The organism is Streptomyces sp. NPDC046909 (assembly GCF_040644695.1).
In the GTDB taxonomy this organism is placed as follows: Bacteria; Actinomycetota; Actinomycetes; order Streptomycetales; family Streptomycetaceae; genus Streptomyces.
The window spans coordinates 316,403-332,054 of the sequence record NZ_JBEYXC010000007.1 but is presented as its reverse complement, the minus strand read 5'-3'; the positions used below and the strand labels follow the sequence as shown (position 1 = coordinate 332,054).

At 71.1% G+C, this 15,652-nt stretch carries 14 protein-coding genes; 2 read left to right on the top strand and 12 right to left on the bottom strand.

All coding sequences use genetic code 11. The features are described from left to right. Nucleotides 1-81 precede the first annotated feature (81 nt). The 9 genes from ABZ928_RS25075 to infC form a co-directional block, all read right to left on the bottom strand. Nucleotides 82-1,422 carry a transcriptional regulator gene (locus tag ABZ928_RS25075; protein ID WP_361523005.1) on the bottom strand — a complete coding sequence of 447 codons (1,341 nt, stop codon included), beginning with the start codon at nt 1,420-1,422 and terminating at the stop codon, nt 82-84. 267 nt (nt 1,423-1,689) lie between these two features. Then, nucleotides 1,690-2,721, bottom strand: a complete 1,032-nt coding sequence (locus tag ABZ928_RS25070) for a PP2C family protein-serine/threonine phosphatase (RefSeq protein WP_361523002.1) — start codon at nt 2,719-2,721, stop codon at nt 1,690-1,692. A gap of 151 nt (nt 2,722-2,872) precedes the next feature. Then, nucleotides 2,873-5,386, bottom strand: a complete 2,514-nt coding sequence (pheT, locus tag ABZ928_RS25065) for a phenylalanine--tRNA ligase subunit beta (protein ID WP_361522999.1) — start codon at nt 5,384-5,386, stop codon at nt 2,873-2,875. After that, nucleotides 5,386-6,507 carry a phenylalanine--tRNA ligase subunit alpha gene (gene pheS, locus ABZ928_RS25060; protein WP_361522996.1) on the bottom strand — a complete coding sequence of 374 codons (1,122 nt, stop codon included), beginning with the start codon at nt 6,505-6,507 and terminating at the stop codon, nt 5,386-5,388. The genes pheT and pheS overlap by 1 nt, the downstream gene beginning before the upstream one ends. Nucleotides 6,508-6,646: 139 nt before the next feature. After that, entirely contained in the window at nt 6,647-7,783 is a 1,137-nt protein-coding gene (locus ABZ928_RS25055) for an ATP-binding protein (RefSeq protein WP_361522993.1), read from the bottom strand. Between the two features lie 53 nt (nt 7,784-7,836). Then, a complete protein-coding gene (locus ABZ928_RS25050) occupies nt 7,837-8,679 on the bottom strand; it encodes an RNA methyltransferase (RefSeq protein WP_361522990.1) in 843 nt (280 codons plus the stop codon). A gap of 94 nt (nt 8,680-8,773) precedes the next feature. After that, a complete protein-coding gene (gene rplT, locus ABZ928_RS25045; RefSeq protein WP_033531708.1) occupies nt 8,774-9,157 on the bottom strand; it encodes a 50S ribosomal protein L20 in 384 nt (127 codons plus the stop codon). Between the two features lie 111 nt (nt 9,158-9,268). Continuing rightward, the gene (gene rpmI, locus ABZ928_RS25040) at nt 9,269-9,463 is read right to left on the bottom strand and encodes a 50S ribosomal protein L35 (protein WP_003977225.1); all 195 of its coding nucleotides are present in this window, start codon (nt 9,461-9,463) and stop codon (nt 9,269-9,271) included. Between the two features lie 110 nt (nt 9,464-9,573). Next, nucleotides 9,574-10,242 carry a translation initiation factor IF-3 gene (gene infC / locus ABZ928_RS25035; protein ID WP_361523425.1) on the bottom strand — a complete coding sequence of 223 codons (669 nt, stop codon included), beginning with the start codon at nt 10,240-10,242 and terminating at the stop codon, nt 9,574-9,576. Between the two features lie 365 nt (nt 10,243-10,607). Between infC and ABZ928_RS25030 the strand changes: the two genes are divergently transcribed. Then, nucleotides 10,608-10,967: a DUF1844 domain-containing protein gene (locus ABZ928_RS25030; RefSeq protein WP_361522987.1), complete on the top strand. Its 360-nt coding sequence runs from the start codon at nt 10,608-10,610 to the stop codon at nt 10,965-10,967. Nucleotide 10,968: 1 nt separating this feature from the next. Here ABZ928_RS25030 and ABZ928_RS25025 read toward each other — a convergent pair whose 3' ends face one another. Next, complete coding sequence (locus ABZ928_RS25025) at nt 10,969-11,700, bottom strand: SseB family protein (RefSeq protein WP_361522985.1); 732 nt, start codon at nt 11,698-11,700, stop codon at nt 10,969-10,971. Nucleotides 11,701-11,850: 150 nt separating this feature from the next. Here ABZ928_RS25025 and ABZ928_RS25020 point away from each other — a divergent pair, with 150 nt between their 5' ends. Beyond that, nucleotides 11,851-12,804 (top strand): serine hydrolase, encoded by a 954-nt coding sequence (locus ABZ928_RS25020; RefSeq protein ID WP_361522983.1) that lies wholly within the window; start codon nt 11,851-11,853, stop codon nt 12,802-12,804. A 33-nt stretch (nt 12,805-12,837) separates the two neighbouring features. On the opposite strand, the gene mycP is transcribed toward ABZ928_RS25020, so the two are convergent. Both mycP and ABZ928_RS25010 read right to left on the bottom strand, forming a co-directional pair. After that, on the bottom strand, nt 12,838-13,998 hold the full coding sequence (mycP, locus tag ABZ928_RS25015; RefSeq protein WP_361523422.1) for a type VII secretion-associated serine protease mycosin: 1,161 nt from the start codon (nt 13,996-13,998) through the stop codon (nt 12,838-12,840). A gap of 116 nt (nt 13,999-14,114) precedes the next feature. Continuing rightward, nucleotides 14,115-15,560: a hypothetical protein gene (locus ABZ928_RS25010; protein WP_361522980.1), complete on the bottom strand. Its 1,446-nt coding sequence runs from the start codon at nt 15,558-15,560 to the stop codon at nt 14,115-14,117. Nucleotides 15,561-15,652: the final 92 nt, after the last annotated feature.

Sequence of the window (15,652 nt, the reverse complement as noted above, 5' to 3'; positions counted from 1 at the left end):
TGGCAATATCGCAGCAGGAGCTGTTCGGCAGCAGACGCCGAGAGAGCTCTCACAGCCGCGGCGCAGTGTGTTCATGGAGATTTACAACGGTACGCGCAGTGCTCCGTCGATCAGTTCGGCTGCCTCGGCCGTGCCCGCGCAGCCGCTGCGGACCAGGTGTTCGCGTACCGCGCGAAGTCTGTCGCGCAGGCGCTGTGACTCCATTCCTCTGGCCTGTTCGGCCATCTGCACCGCGGTGGCCACCGCCTTGTCGGCGTTGCCCTGACGCAGCTCGATCGTGCTGAGCATCGCGAGGCGGTGCACCCGGCCCCTGTCATGGGCCGGGTTGTCCACGGCGGCCGCGGCATGCTCCCGGGCCGCCACCAGTTCGCCGAGGCTGAGCAGCGCCTCCGCCACCTGGACATTGACAAGTCCCGGCTGGACATAGCCCGTTTCGTCGGGTTCGTATCCACGCCGGATGCGATCTGCGGCCTGCTCCGCACGCCGGATGCAGGACAGCGCGCTCGTCCCGTCGCCGAGGTGTGCGTACGCCTTCGCCTGCATCGCGTACAGGTCCGAGGCGAGGGCCGGGGTGATGTGCTTGCCGGCGGCCCGCAGCGCGGCCTCCGCGAAGGCGACGGCCTGCCGGTGCTCGCGCATGAACAGCGACTGGTTGACGAGGAGCGCGATGACATAGGCGCCGAGTCCCCGGTCCCCACTGGCCTTCGCGAGCCGCAGCGCCTGGTGGAAGTAGCGCTGGGCGAGCCCGTGCGCGTCGGAGTCATAGGCGCAGATCCCGGCGACGGCCACCAACCCGCCGGTGGCCCGGTGCAGTTGACGGCCCGTCTCATCGGTGTAGCTGCCGCGCAGCAGGGGTGCGGCCTCGGCGTTGAGGAACCCGACGATCCGGGTCCGGGTCGCTATGCCGCCGGCCTTCCGGTACATCTGCTCGTAGTGCGTACGGGCGGCCCGCAGCATCTCCAGATCGCCGGCGGTCACCCGATGCCGCCCGCCCCGCGAAACGTCCACGTCCTCGGGCGGGTTCTCCCACTCCCACACCGGCATGACGGCGGGGGTGCCGGTCACGGCCGGGGCGCCCAGTATGTGCGGCCGCTGCTGCTCGTCGGAGCGCCACAGGGCGGTGGCCCGCTCCACGAACCCGGAGAGCGAGGTGGTGTGCGGGGTGGCGGGCTCGCCGGGGACGCCGAGGCCGATGTCGTCGAGGCTGACCGTGCGGTGCAGCCGGGCGGCGAGCACCTCGCAGATCAGGTCGGGCACCTGGCCGCGCGGCCGCTGGCCCTTCAACCACCTTGCTACCGCGGTGTGTTCGTACCGGAGCGCGAGCCCGCGCGCACGTCCGGCCTGGTTCACGTGTGCGGCCAACCCCGCGTGCGAGATCCCCGCTTCGTCCAGGATCGCGTCGAGCAGAGTGTTGGGCTGCATGTAGGCCCCCCGGGTGGCTCGGTGCCGACCGTGCCGTCAGAGTAGTGGGTGTGTCTTCACACGGGGTGTGAACGGAGTGCCCGAATCCGTAGCGTGCGCGCACTGTCGCGGAGAGTTTCCAGCCGGTTGACTGAAATGCCTCGCAAGAGGCCGGCCGGGCCGCCGGCTCCCCCTCGTACAGTGCGGCGGCCCGTATCCGCGCCGTCCGCCGCGGCTGCCTGCCCGACACTCCGTGGTTGCGGTGGACGGCGTCGGAACGCCGGTGCACTACAGATGCGTTGTCGGCTGCGGGTGCGATGTGGCTGGTCGCGCAGTTCCCCGCGCCCCTAAGGTGCGATGGAGTTGCCGATCGTTTTGAAGCACCAGTAACGCGATGTCGTCCTTCGGGGCTCCCGCTGCGTGGCGCAGCAGACCCGCAAGAACCGCACCTAATACCGCCTGAGGAACCTCACCCGCAGCCTTCATCAGGGCTCCGGCCAAGGAGAAGAACCGGCCATGAGCGTCCCTCGCGTCCTCTGCGCCGTCCGTGTGGAGGACCAAGGTCTCGCCCGGCAGCAGGAAACCGCATTGCAGGGGCGGCAGTTCAGGGGGGAGCGGGAACGGCCCGAGCGGAGGGAGGGGGTCCGCTCGGGTGAGGGGGGCCACCTGGGTTCCGCTCAGGAGGTACGGCCAGGGGTGACCGCAGTTCAGGGCGTACACCGCGCCGTCGCAGCGGATCTCCAGGAGCAGTACGGTGACGAAGTCCTCCACGACCGGGTCCTCGTCGCGGGTCCGCTCCCGCAGGTGTCTGCCCAGCGCCCGCTCCAACCTGCGCAGTACGCATCCGAGTTCGGGCTCGTCATGGACAACTTCCCGGAAACTGCCCAGGACGGCCGCGACCGTGCCGAGGGCAGCAAGTCCGTGCCCCCGGACATCGCCCATCACCACCCGTACCCCGTGCTCCGTGGCGATGACCTCGTACAGGTCGCCGCCGACGGAGGCACCCCGGTCGGCGGAGAGCTGGGCGGCCGCGATGTTCAGCCCGTCGATGCGGGGCGGGAGGGGCCGGAGCAGGGCGCTCTGCGCGGCACCGGCGACCTGCCGGATCTGCCGCAGCTCACGCAGGAGCGCGTGCCGGACGTGGAGTATCAGCCCGGTGCCGACCGCGAAGAACACGGCACTGGTGGCGAGCCGCGCCTCGAAACTGTTCTGCTGAGCGAGCGGACAGGTCAGCTTGTACGTGACCGCCACGGCACCCCAGGCGCTGGGCAGCCCCAGCGCGAGCACCTTGCGGGGAACCCGACTCCTGATACGGATCATGCCGATGGCCCCCCAATAGGCCCAGACAGCAGAGACGGACCGACCCCGAAAGGCCGGTCCGATTCTGTCGACAGCATGACCCGGTGGGACCAGATCACAAGAAGAAGTCACTCAATTGAGTGACGTGACCGCAAGCGCCCCCAAAAGGGCATCAGCCCCGCAGAACAGCCCCGACCCGCTCACCCGCAAGCGCGACCGCCGCGTCCCGAGCCGCCGACGCCTCATCCACCGTCAGCGTCCGATCAGCCGCCCGGAACCGCAGCGCATACGCCAGCGACTTCTTCCCGTCGCCCAACTGCTCAGCGTTCTCGTACACATCGAACAGCCGGATCGCCTCAAGAAGCGCACCCGCACCGTCCCGCAGCGCCGCCTCGACCTCCGCATGCGGCACGAACGCGTCGACGACCAGGGCGACATCCTGCGTCGCCACCGGGAACGTCGAGATGCTCGGCGCGAGCGGCGTGTCGTTGCCGACGGCCTCCAGCGCGTCCAGGTCCAGCTCCATCGCGGAGGTACGGGCGGGCAGCCCGAACGCCTTCACGACGCGCGGGTGCAGCTCACCGGCGTGGCCGACGACCTTCTCCGCACCGTCGGCGACGACCACGAGCTCGGCGCACCGCCCGGGGTGCCACGGCCCGTACTGCCCGCCGCGGACGACCAGTTCGGCGCCAGCCTCACGGGCGACCGCCCGCGCCGCCTCGACCGCGTCGGCCCAGTCGGCGGGACGGCCCTTGCCCCACCAGCCGGCCTGCTCGCGGGCGCCCGCGAGCACGGCGGCCACATGACGCGGCTGCGCGGGCAACGCGGCGTTGAGCGAGGCGAGTTCCTCGTCGGTGGGACGCCGGTCGACAGGCAGGTGGTTCGCCGCGACCTGCTGCTCCGCACGCGGCTGGAACACCAGCCCCGTCTCGAAGAGAGCCAGGTCGTGCGAGCCCCGACCGTCGTTGCGCCGCAGCGCGCCGAGCAGGCCCGGCAGCAGCGACGTACGGAGCGCGGGCTCCTCGTCGTTGAGCGGGTTCGTCAGCTTGACGACGCGGCGGGCCGGGTCGTCGGCCTCCAGGAGGAGCTGGTCGAAGACCTGCTCGCCGATGAAGGGGTAGTTCGGCGCCTCGACGTAACCGGCACCGGCCAGCGCGCGGCCGACGCGGCGGTGCAGTCGCTGCCGGGCGGTCAGACCGCGGCCCGACGTGGGCCTGGGCAGCGTCGACGGCAGGTTCTCGTACCCCTCCAGGCGGATGACCTCTTCGGCGAGGTCGTTGGCCTCGGTGAGGTCGGGACGCCAGGACGGGACGGTGACGATCAGCTCGTCCTGCCCGTACACGTCGCAGCCGACCTGCTGGAGACGGCGTACGACGGTCTCGCGGCCGTACTCCACACCCGCGACCTTGTCCGGGTGGTCCGCCGGGGCGGTGATGGTGTGCGGCGCGGACGGCGTGGCGACCTCGGTGACACCGGCGTCGGCGGTGCCGCCCGCGAGGAGGACGAGGAGGTCGACGGTGCGCTGGGCGGCGGCCGCGGCGGCGGCCGGGTCGACACCGCGCTCGAAGCGCCGGGACGCCTCGGAGGAGAGCTTGTGGCGACGGGCCGTACGGGCGATCGACACCGCGTCGAAGTGCGCGGCCTCGATGACGACGTCGGTCGTGCCCTCGCCCTCCTCGTGGTCGGCGATCTCGGTGTTGGCGCCGCCCATGACACCGGCGAGGCCGATCGGGCCGCGGTCGTCGGTGATGACGAGGTCCTCGGCGTGCAGCTTCCGCTTCACTCCGTCGAGGGTGACGATCTCCTCGCCCTCGGCGGCCCGGCGGACGCCGATGGTGCCCTGGACCAGCTTGCGGTCGTAGGCGTGCAGGGGCTGACCGAGCTCCATCATCACGTAGTTGGTGATGTCGACGGCGAGCGAGATCGGGCGCATGCCGACCTTCTGGAGCCGGCGCTGGAGCCACAGCGGGGAGCGGGCCTCGGGGCTGAGGCCGCTGACCGTGCGGGCCGTGAAGCGGTCGCAGCCGAGCGGCTCGGAGACCTGGACCGGGTAGCCGTAGGCGTTGGGGCCCGGGACGTCGAGGAGCGCCGGGTCGCGCAGCGGGAGGCCGTAGGCGATGGCGGTCTCGCGGGCGACGCCGCGGATGGACAGACAGTCGCCGCGGTTGGCGGTGACGGCGATGTCCAGGACCTCGTCGACGAGTTCGAGGAGCTCGATGGCGTCCTTGCCGACCTCGGTCTCCGGGGGCAGCACGATGATGCCGTGGCTGCCGTCGTCGCCCATGCCCAGCTCGTCGCCGGAGCAGATCATGCCGTGGGACGTCTTGCCGTACGTCTTGCGCGCGGAGATCGAGAAGCCGCCCGGGAGGGTGGCGCCGGGGAGGACGACGACGACCTTGTCGCCGACGGCGAAGTTGCGGGCGCCGCAGACGATCTCCTGGGGCTCGCCGGTGCCGTTGGCCTGGCCGACGTTCACCGTGCAGAAGCGGATCGGCTTCTTGAAGCCCTCCAGCTCCTCGATGGTCAGCACCTGGCCGACGACCAGGGGGCCCTTGAGGTCGGCACCGAGGTGCTCGACGGTCTCGACCTCGAGCCCTGCCGAAATGAGCTTGGCCTGGACGTCACGGCCGGTTTCGGTCGCCGGCAGGTCGACGTACTCCCGCAGCCAAGAAAGCGGGATCCGCATCAGATCTCCATCCCGAAGGGCCGGGTGAACCGGATGTCACCCTCGACCATGTCTCGCATGTCTTCGACGTTGTGGCGGAACATCAGCATCCGCTCGATCCCGAACCCGAAGGCGAACCCGCTGTACTTCTCGGGGTCCACGCCACAGGCGGTCAGCACCTTGGGGTTGACCATGCCGCAGCCGCCGAGCTCGATCCAGCCCTCGCTGGAGCAGGTGCGGCAGGGGCGGTCGGGGTTGCCGACGGACTCGCCGCGGCAGACGTAGCACACCATGTCCATCTCGGCGGACGGCTCGGTGAAGGGGAAGAAGTTGGGCCGCAGCCGGGTCTTCATACCCTCGCCGAACAGCGACTGGACCATGTGGTCCAAGGTGCCCTTGAGGTCGGCCATGGTCAGGCCCTCGTCGACGGCGAGCAGCTCGACCTGGTGGAAGACCGGGGTGTGCGTGGCGTCCAGCTCGTCGGTGCGGTACACGCGGCCGGGGCAGATCACGTAGACCGGCAGCTCACGGTCGAGCAGCGAGCGGATCTGCACGGGCGAGGTGTGGGTGCGCAGCACGACACCGGACTCGGTGCCGCCTCCCGGGCCTTCGATGAAGAAGGTGTCGGCCTCGCCGCGGGCCGGGTGGTCCGGGCCGATGTTGAGGGCGTCGAAGTTGAACCACTCGGCCTCGACCTGGGGGCCCTCGGCGACCTCGTAGCCCATGGCCACGAAGACGTCCTCGATGCGCTCCGAGAGGGTGGTGAGCGGATGGCGGGCGCCGGACGGCACCCGGTCGTACGGCAGCGTGACGTCCACGGCCTCCTCGACCAGGACGCGCGCGTCGCGTTCTTCCTCCAGCTCGGCCTGGCGGCCCGCGAGGGCCTTGTTCACGGCGCCGCGGGCCTGCCCGACGAGCTTTCCTGCGGCGGCCTTGGCCTGCGGGGGCAGGGCGCCGATCTCGCGGTTGGCGAGGGCCAGCGGCGAGGTGCCGCCGGTGTGGGCGACCTTGGCCTCCTGGAGCGCGTCGAGGGAGTCCGCGGCGGCGAAGGCGGCGAGCGCCTCGTCCCGCATGCGCTCGATCTCTTCTGGCTTCAACGCCTCGACCTCGACAGGGTCGTACGACTTATTCGGTGCCGACATCTCTTCCCGTGCTTCCGATTGGCTGGCTGATGGTCCCCGTCACCGACTCACGCAGAGGTCAGAGGGCCGTCCCTGGGACACAAAGGTGCCAAAGGCCGAGTCTAACGGGGTGGAGGTATACGAATGCGCCCGTGGGCCGCTAGGCGAGATACGCCGGCGTCGCCACGGGCAACGTAAATCGGAACTCGGCGCCGCCGCCGGGGGCGCGGCCGACCGTGATGATCCCGCCGTGGGCTTCGACGATGCCCTTGACGATGTACAGCCCGAGGCCGGTGCCACCGCGCTTGCTGCCCCGCCAGAAGCGGGTGAAGACGCGGTTCATGGATTCCTCCGGGATGCCGGTGCCCTCGTCGCTCACCGTGACCGACGTGCCGGTGTCCTCCCCTTCCCGGGGGGACGCCGAGGGCGTGATGTCAATCGTGACCGTTCCCTCGCCGTGCCGCACGGCATTTTCGAGGAGGTTGCTGAGCACCTGGTCGATCTTGTCGGGGTCGGCCCAGAGCCGGGGCAGCGGCTGCTCGATGCGGAGCAGGAACCGGTCGGCGGTCTGACCTGCGGCGACGTACGCCTGGATGTGCCGTCCGACGGCGGCCCCGATGTCGACGGGCTGCCGCCGCACCTCCAGCCGCCCGGAGTCGATCCGTGAGATGTCGAGGAGCTCGGCGATGAGCCGGGTGACCCGGTCCGCGTCGGCGTCGACGGTCTCCAGCATCAGCCGCTTCTGGTCGTCGGTGAACCGTTCCCACTTCGCGAGCAGGGTCGCGGTGAACCCCTTGACGGAGGTGAGCGGCGAGCGCAGTTCGTGGGCGACGGTGGCGATCAGCTCGGCGTGGCTGCGCTCGGTGCGGCGCCGGGCCTCGGTGTCCCGGAGGCACACGACGACGCGCTGGACGGGCCCGGTGGGTTCGGTGCGGACGTACTGCGCGGAGACGAGGACCTCGCGGCCGCCGGGGAGGAGCAGATTCCGCTCGGGCTGGCGGCGCCGGATGGCGAGCCCGCCGTAGGGGTCGGTGAGCTGCCACCAGCGGCGGCCCTCCAGGTCCTCTAACGGCAGGGCTTTCTCGAGCCGCTGTCCGAGGGCCTCCGCGGCCGGTACGGCGGTGATGCGTTCGGCGGCGGCGTTGAAGCAGACGACCCGCCCCTGCTCATCGGCGACGACGAGTCCGTCGGGCAGCAGATCGGGGTCGATGCCGAGCCCGGCGCGCTCCTCGGGACCGGACGCGGATCCGTGCCGCACATCCCGTGCTCCCGGTGCGCTGCTCGTGCCCACACTCATCCCCGTACCCCACCTCTCACGACGGCTGAGGGGCCCCCGAGCTGGTCACCCTACTAGTTGCCGGTGACGGAGCGGCACCCTCCGGAGGCGCGCTGTGCACGGGCCGACGCGTAGAGACATACGGCGGCGGCGGTCGCGAGGTTCAGGCTCTCGGCCTTCCCGTGGATCGGGACGCGCACCACGGCGTCCGCGAGTGCGCGGGTCTCCTCCGGGAGCCCCCACGCCTCGTTGCCGAACACCCAGGCGGTCGGCCCGCCCATGGTGCCCTGGTCGAGCTCGTCGTCGAGGTCGTCGGTCCCGGCCCCGTCGGCGGCGAGGATCCGCACACCGGCGTCCTTGAGCCCCTGGACGGCCTCCTCGACGGGCACCCCGACGGCCACCGGCAGATGGAACAGGGAGCCCACGGAGGCCCGTACGGCCTTGGGGTTGTAGAGGTCCACGGACGCGTCGGTCAGGACGACGGCCTCGGCCCCGGCGGCGTCGGCGCACCGCAGGACGGTCCCGGCGTTCCCGGGGTCCCGCACGTTCGCGAGGACGGCGACGAGCTGGGGGCGGGCGGCGAGGATCTCCGCGAAGGGGGTGTCGAGGAACCGGCACACCCCGACGAGCCCCTGCGGGGTGACGGTGGTGGAGATGTCGGCGATGACGTCCTCGGAGGCGAGGTGCACCCGCGCTCCGACAGCACGGGCCTCCCCGATGATCTCGGCGTACCGCTCCGCGGCCTCGACGGTCGCGAACAGCTCCACGAGCCCGTGCCCGGCGGCCTCCCGCACGGCCTGCGGCCCCTCGGCCAGGAAGAGCCGCTCCTTGCCCCGGAAGTTCCGCCGGGCGAGCCGCCGGGCGGCGGAGACGCGTGGGGAACGGGGGGAGATCAGCTCGGGGCTGGCGGAGGGCATGGGGCTCACTTTCGGAAAGTACAACAAGCAGGACCCGCAAGCCCTGAAGCCTGCGGGTCCCTCATGTCACGTCGGCTCGAAGCCGGTGCTTACGTCAGGCCGCCTTGGGGGCGTTGACGTCCGCCGGCAGAGCCTTCTGCGCGACCTCGACCAGCGCGGCGAACGCGGTGGCGTCGTTCACGGCCAGCTCGGCCAGGATCTTGCGGTCGACCTCGATGTTCGCGGCCTTCAGACCCTGGATGAAGCGGTTGTACGTGATGCCGTTGGCGCGGGCAGCGGCGTTGATGCGCTGGATCCACAGCTGACGGAAGTCACCCTTGCGCTTCTTGCGGTCGTTGTAGTTGTAGACCAGCGAGTGGGTGACCTGCTCCTTGGCCTTGCGGTACAGGCGCGAACGCTGACCGCGGTAGCCGGAGGCCTGCTCGAGGATCGCCCGGCGCTTCTTGTGGGCGTTCACTGCCCGCTTGACGCGTGCCACTTTTTACTCCTTGTAGCGGGGCCGTGGTTGGACTCACACGGCCCGGAATCGATGGGGTCCCGGTCCAGACGTACGGCGCGAAGATCTTCTACAGATCAGGCGCCGCGTACGTCACTTGCCGAGAAGCTTCTTGATCTTCGCGGCGTCGCCCGGGGCCATCTCGGCGTTGCCGGTGAGGCGACGCGTCACGCGGGACGACTTGTGCTCGAGCAGGTGGCGCTTGCCGGCGCGCTCGCGGAGCACCTTGCCGGAGCCGGTGATCTTGAAGCGCTTGCTGGCACCGCTGTGCGACTTGTTCTTCGGCATAGCGCCGTTCTCTCCTCGTCGGTGGCGTTCCGGTGCCCGGTCGTGAAACCGGGCACGGTGGAACGTCGCTCTTGTATCGGTTACGTCCTGGGGACTCGCGTCCCCCGGGATCACGCCTCGGCGGAAGCCTCGGCCGGAGCCTCGGCGACTTCCTCGACGCTCTCGGCGTCCGCAGCGTCCGCGGCGTTCTGCGACTTGCCGGGGTTCGCCTTCGCTTCGGCCTTGCGGGCCTCCTGCGCCTGACGTGCCTCGGCCATCGCCTCGGTCTTCTTCTTGTGCGGACCGAGAACCATGATCATGTTTCGGCCGTCCTGCTTCGGGTTCGATTCCACGAAACCGAGGTCCTGGACGTCCTCCGCGAGACGCTGCAGCAGTCGGTAGCCGAGTTCCGGCCTGGACTGCTCGCGACCACGGAACATGATCGTGATCTTGACCTTGTCGCCCTGCTTGAGGAACCGGACGACGTGACCCTTCTTGGTGTCATAGTCGTGCGGGTCGATCTTCGGCCGGAGCTTCATCTCCTTGATGACCGTGTGCGCCTGGTTCTTGCGCGCCTCACGGGCCTTCATGGCCGACTCGTACTTGAACTTCCCGTAGTCCATGAGCTTGCACACGGGCGGACGGGCGTTCGCCGCGACCTCGACCAGGTCCAGGTCGTACTCCTGCGCAAGCTCCAGTGCCTTGGCCAGCGGGACAATGCCCACCTGCTCGCCACTGGGACCGACAAGTCGCACCTCGGGAACGCGAATCCGGTCGTTGATGCGGGGCTCGGCGCTGATGGATCCTCCTCGGTTAGCACCACACAGCCGTCTGGCGGACGGCCGCGTTTGTCTCTTTTCGACTAGACCTAACCGCGCCGAAGCACAAAAAATGCCCCGGACGATCACAAGACGGGGCTCCAAAGCACTACCGGAGCACCGCCGCGATGACCGCGGGGCGCACATTCGGGCGACTCCATCGTCCGTACGGAACGATGGTGGCCGCCTGACCGGGGTGACCCGCCGTCCCGGAGGACGGTCAGGTGGGAGATCGGAGCCTCCACTTGTGGGCCGGACACAGGAGTGTTCAGCCGGTCGTCACACAAGGTTAGCAGCTGCCCGGGGGTGGTGCGAACCGGCCTGCACAGGGTCCTAGGCTGTGGGGCATGAGTGACACCCCTCCTGAGTCCCCCGCCGACTTCGACGAGATGACCCGCGACATCGCCGAGGTCCCCGCCGTCGAGGTGATCGTGACGGTCGCCGTGAACCTGATGAGCGCCGCCGCGGTGAAGCTCGGTCTGACCGAGGAGGGCGACAAGTACAAGGACCTGGACGAGGCCCGCAAGCTGATCCACGCCCTGGCCGGCCTCCTCGACGGCAGCGCCACCGAGATCAGCTCCTTCCACGCGGCCCCGCTCCGCGACGGCCTCAAGTCCCTCCAGCTGGCCTTCCGCGAGGCGTCGATCGTCCCGGACGAGCCGGGCCAGGGACCGGGCGAGAAGTACACGGGCCCGATCTACGGCTAGTTCATTCCTTTACGTACAAGGGCTTGCCCGGAGGCGTGGCCCCGGCCGGCAGCAGTGCCAGGTCGAGGCCGCGCACCAGGCGGGCCCTCAGTGTCTCGTCGGCGGCGAGACGCGCGGCGACGGACCGCGCGGCCTCGGCGGGCGCGGCGGTCCCGTCGAGTACGAGGGCCAGGGTGCCGTCGGCCTGTCCGGGCCCCAGATGGGCGCGGAGCACGGCGCTCTCGGCGGCTACCGCGGTGCGTACGGCCTCCCGTACCGCCGGGTCCGCCAGCGGGTCCGTCGTCGTACGGCCCTCGGCGAGGGCGAGCAGCGACGGGCCCGTCAGCTCGAACGGCACCGGTCCGGCCAGGTCCAGCACGACCGTGTCCGCCTTCTCGTGCGCGGCGGCCTGGAGCGCCTGGTGCAGGGGTACGGCGACGGGGCGGGCCTGCGGGTCCCAGAGGGCGAGCGAGTCGGTGGAGGTGAAGGCGGGCAGGGCGGTGCGGGGGCCGGCCTTCAGGGTGGGGACGGCCATGTCGCTGGTCTTCTCGCGGCGCAGTCCGTTCTCGTCCTCCTCGACCTCACCGAGCACGGCCACGACCGGGACGAGCAGCCGGGCGCCCTTCAGGGCCTCCAGTACGGGGCCCACGGCGGTACGGTCCTCGGCCCAGACGGCGAGCGCGGAGCTCAGCCGGGGGTCGGCGGAGCCGTCGTCGTCGGAGAAACCGGGGTCGGGAATGTTCTTGTTCGCCACGGTCACCGACCCTATAGGGGGGAAGCTGCTGGGCTTGTGCGGCCCCGGAAACCCCGGCGTGACACTCTTCACGGGAATCTCAGATTTCCCTGACACACATCTAACGTCCGTCTAACGGCCCGCACAGTCGGCGGCCGGACCATCGCGGGCATGGAGTCCTCCAGAGCCCGTCGCAGCCGCTGTGTCCGTCCGCCCCGGCGGCGCGCACTGATGTACACCGCCCTCGCCTCCGTCGCGATCGTCGGCGGTACGGCGGCGGGGACGGTGTATGTGAAGGCCCAGGCGCACACCGGTACCGCTGCCGCCTCCGTATCGTCGTCCTCCTCGCCGACCGCGGTGGCGGCGACCGAGGAGGCGTCTGTGGAGCCCGTGGCGGAGCCGACGGTGGACTACGACGAACTGCTGGCCGACGCGATGGAGTCGGTGACCGTGCCGGACGACGCGTCGGTGTCGGTGGCCGTGCTCGATCTGGACTCCGGGGACAGCGCGACGTACGGGGACTCCGCGTTCGACACCGCGAGCATCGTGAAGGTGGACATCCTGGCGGCGCTGCTGCTCCAGGCGCAGGACGAGGACCGGCATCTCACGGCGTCGGAGAAGTCGTACGCCACGACGATGATCGAGAACAGCGACAACGCGTCCGCGTCGGCGTTGTGGCGGATCATCGGGAAGGCGGAGGGGCTCGACGCGGCGAACTCGCGGCTGGGGCTGACCTCCACCGAGGGCGGTGACGGGATGCTGTGGGGGCTGACACAGACCACGGCCGCGGATCAACTCACCTTGCTTCAGCAGGTGTTCGGGGACGACTCGGAGTTGAGCGAGGCGTCGCGGACGTATCTTCAGAGGCTGATGGGGCAGATAGCCGTCGATCAGCACTGGGGAGTCTCGGCAGCGGCGGACGGATCCGCGTGGGCCTTGAAGAACGGGTGGCTGCCTCGCAGTACGACCAACCTGTGGGACATCAACAGCATCGGGCGGGTCACGGCGTCGGACGGTAAGGACTATCTCGTCGTCGCGCTGTCCAACGGCAACGCGACGAAGGAGAAGGGGGTTTCGCTCGTGGAGTCGGCCGCGAAGGCGGCGGTGTCGGTGTTCGCGGGCTGAGACCCGCAGGAGTCCCTCAGGCTCAGGGGTTGCTCAGGAGGAGGTTTCTCTTCTGCCTCTCCACAGGACGACCGCCGCCACCAGCAGGACTCCGCCTGTGCTGCCCGCCAGAGGGGCCGCCCAGCTCGATGTGTCGTCGTCCTTCTTCGGTGCGTCCGGGCCCGAGCCGAAGTACTTGTCGGCGGAGGAGGCCGATCTGAGGCCTTCCGGCTTCAGCTTGGCGGCTGCCTTGATGGCGGCGGCGGGGTCCACGAAGCCGTAGCCGCGGGAGTCGTCGCGGCCGCCCACGGGGGCGTCGCGGGCCGTGTCCTCCAGGAGCTTCTTGATCTGGGCCGGGGTGAGGTCGGGGTGGGCCGACTTGACGAGGGCCACCGCGCCGGAGACGAAGGCGGCCGCCGCGCTGGTGCCCCAGCCCTCGTAGTACTTGTGGTCGGGGTCGGCGATGACGACCTTGTAGCCGGGGGCGGCGACGGTGGCGTACCAGCGGCGGGTGGAGAAGGAGGCGCGGGTGCCGTACTTGTCGACGGCGGTCGCGGCGATGACGCCGGGGTAGGCGGCCGGGTAGGAGATGTGGTCGCCCTTCTCGCCGCCGTTGCCGGCCGAGGCGACGACGACGGCGCCCTTCTTCAGGGCGTACTGGACGGCCTCGTCCTCGGCGGGTTCGGGGTGGGCGGACTTGGAGTCGTCGCCCAGGGAGAGGTTGATGACGTCGGCGCCGTGGTCGGCGGCCCAGCGGATGCCTTCGGCGAGGGCGTTGCCGCGGGTGTTGCGGGCCTTGCCGCGGGCGGAGTCGCCGTCCTCCAGGATCACGCGGACGGGGAGGATCTTGGCCTCGGGGGCGATGCCCATGACGCCGTCGGCGTTGGCGTAACCGTGTCCGTGGCCCGCGATGATGCCGGCCATCGCGGTGCCGTGCCGGGCCCAGGAGCGGTCACCGCGGCTGGCTCCGAAGCCGACCATGTCCTTGCCTTCGAGGACGTTGCCGACGAGGTCGGGGTGGTCGTCCTCGACGCCGGTGTCCAGGACGGCGACGGTGACGCCCTTGCCCTTGGTGGTCTGCCAGGCCTCCTGGGTGTGCATGGCGTCGAGGGCCCACTGCTGGGCACGGATGCCGTCGGCGTGCGCGGCGGTGGGCGGGACGAGGGCGAGGGAGGCGGCGAGGAGGGCGCTGACGAGGCCTGCCCGGCGGGTCATGGCGGTCCGGCCTGCTCGGCGGGGCATGGAGGCCCGGGAGATCCGGCCGGTCACGGGAGTCCGGGAGATTCGGCGGATCACGGAAGTCCGGTCGGCTCGGTAGGTCTGGGAAGTCATCACGACGGCTTCTCCGTGGCCGAGCTGACGGTCTGGCGGAAGCCTCGTTCCACGCGGTCGGCGAGGCCCTGGGCCTCGTTGCCGAGTCCGGCCTGTGCGATGTCGCCGGTGGCGCCGGACGCCATGGCCTGCGCGGCGGGCTGCGGCTCGTCGACGGCACGGCCGTCGGCCCAGCCGGAGACGGCGTAGACGACGACGGGGGCTTCGGTGAGGACGGAGAGAGCCCAGGACGCGCGCTGCTTCGGGCCGAAGTCCGCGGCGGCGGTGTCCTTGGCGGCGTACGGCAAGGGCATGAGGTCGGCGCGGCTGCCGAGGCCTTCCTTGTCGAACCGGGTGTCGAGGGCGGTCATGCCGGCGGCGTCGGCCTTCGTGAAGAGAAGCCCGACGGTGGTGACATAGCTCTGGGTGGCGTCCGTGTACGTCGCCCGGAGCAGGCGCTGGCAGCCGACCGGGGCGAGCGCCTTGCGCAGCAGCGGGTCGAAGGCGTCCGCGCAGCCGCTGTCCGGGGCGACGGCGATCCTCGTCCAGGTACGGTCGGCGCCGCCGGGTCCGGCGCCCTGTCCCTGCACGGTCGGCGGGAAGAGCTGGTCCACGGGCACGCTGTGCCACATCCCGGAGGCCGCCGCGAACGTGTCCCGGGCACCGGCCGCCGCCGAGTCCCCCACGAGCCAACTCCCGGTCACCGCACCGCCGATGAGCCCCAGCCCGAGCACAAGACAGACGGCCACGGCAGCGGTCCGCATCCCGCCCCGCCCACCCAACGGCCGGGGCCGCGCCTGCTCGTCGTACCCCTCGGGCTGCCCGAACGACACGACGGGCCGCCCGGATCCATGGGTCTCGCCGGGTGTCAGGGGGGCGCTCCAGGAGAGGGAGGGGTCGGGGTGGCGGGGGGACGGGGTGGCGGGGGCGGGCCTGGCCGTGTCACCCGGCCGGGCCGAGCGGTCGAAGGGGTCGGTGGGCGTGCCGACCGGCCTGGTGTCCGGCCGCGCGGGCGCACCCCGCCGGCCCTCCGGAGAGGGCGCCGGTGCGGTGGTCGGGCGGGGTGGTGTGCCGGGGGGTGCCGGTCGGGCCGGGGTGGTCGGTTCGGGGCGGATCGGGCGCAGGCTGAAGGTGGTCTCCGCGGCCGTCTCGGGGCGTTCGGGGGTGCGGCGCGGGGGCGTGGACGGGCGGGGCGGTACGGCCGTGCCCTGCGTGTCCTGGCGTGCCTCGGCACCGGAGTTCGGGGCCGCGTCCGGGAAGCGGGCGGAGGCCCTCGGCGGGGGCGGGGGCACGGAGGCGCCGGAGGTCGGGGGGCGCAGGTTGGGGAAGCGGGGGGTCGTGGCCGTGGGGCGCTCGGGTTCCGGGCCGCTGCGGCCGGGTGAGGCGGAGCGTCCGGACGTCGTCGCGCGTGCCCCGGAGGGGGTGTCCTGGCGCGTCGCAGCAGGGAGACCGTCCGTCGGCGTCACTCGCGGGGTCGGTGCGTCTCCCGAGGGGCGCGGCGGAACGGAGACGGCACCCCTCGCCGTCGTACGGACAGCGGAATCGGAGTCGGCGCCCG

Excerpts from the sequence above, each read along its gene's own strand:
- ABZ928_RS25075 (WP_361523005.1), bottom strand. The coding sequence starts at position 1,422 with ATGCAGCCCAACACTCTGCTCGACGCGATCCTGGACGAAGCGGGGATC.
- ABZ928_RS25070 (WP_361523002.1), bottom strand. The coding sequence starts at position 2,721 with ATGATCCGTATCAGGAGTCGGGTTCCCCGCAAGGTGCTCGCGCTGGGG.
- pheT (WP_361522999.1), bottom strand. The coding sequence starts at position 5,386 with ATGCGGATCCCGCTTTCTTGGCTGCGGGAGTACGTCGACCTGCCGGCG.
- pheS (WP_361522996.1), bottom strand. The coding sequence starts at position 6,507 with ATGTCGGCACCGAATAAGTCGTACGACCCTGTCGAGGTCGAGGCGTTG.
- ABZ928_RS25055 (WP_361522993.1), bottom strand. The coding sequence starts at position 7,783 with ATGAGTGTGGGCACGAGCAGCGCACCGGGAGCACGGGATGTGCGGCAC.
- ABZ928_RS25050 (WP_361522990.1), bottom strand. The coding sequence starts at position 8,679 with ATGCCCTCCGCCAGCCCCGAGCTGATCTCCCCCCGTTCCCCACGCGTC.
- rpmI (WP_003977225.1), bottom strand. The coding sequence starts at position 9,463 with ATGCCGAAGAACAAGTCGCACAGCGGTGCCAGCAAGCGCTTCAAGATC.
- ABZ928_RS25030 (WP_361522987.1), top strand. The coding sequence starts at position 10,608 with ATGAGTGACACCCCTCCTGAGTCCCCCGCCGACTTCGACGAGATGACC.
- ABZ928_RS25020 (WP_361522983.1), top strand. The coding sequence starts at position 11,851 with ATGGAGTCCTCCAGAGCCCGTCGCAGCCGCTGTGTCCGTCCGCCCCGG.
- mycP (WP_361523422.1), bottom strand. The coding sequence starts at position 13,998 with ATGACCCGCCGGGCAGGCCTCGTCAGCGCCCTCCTCGCCGCCTCCCTC.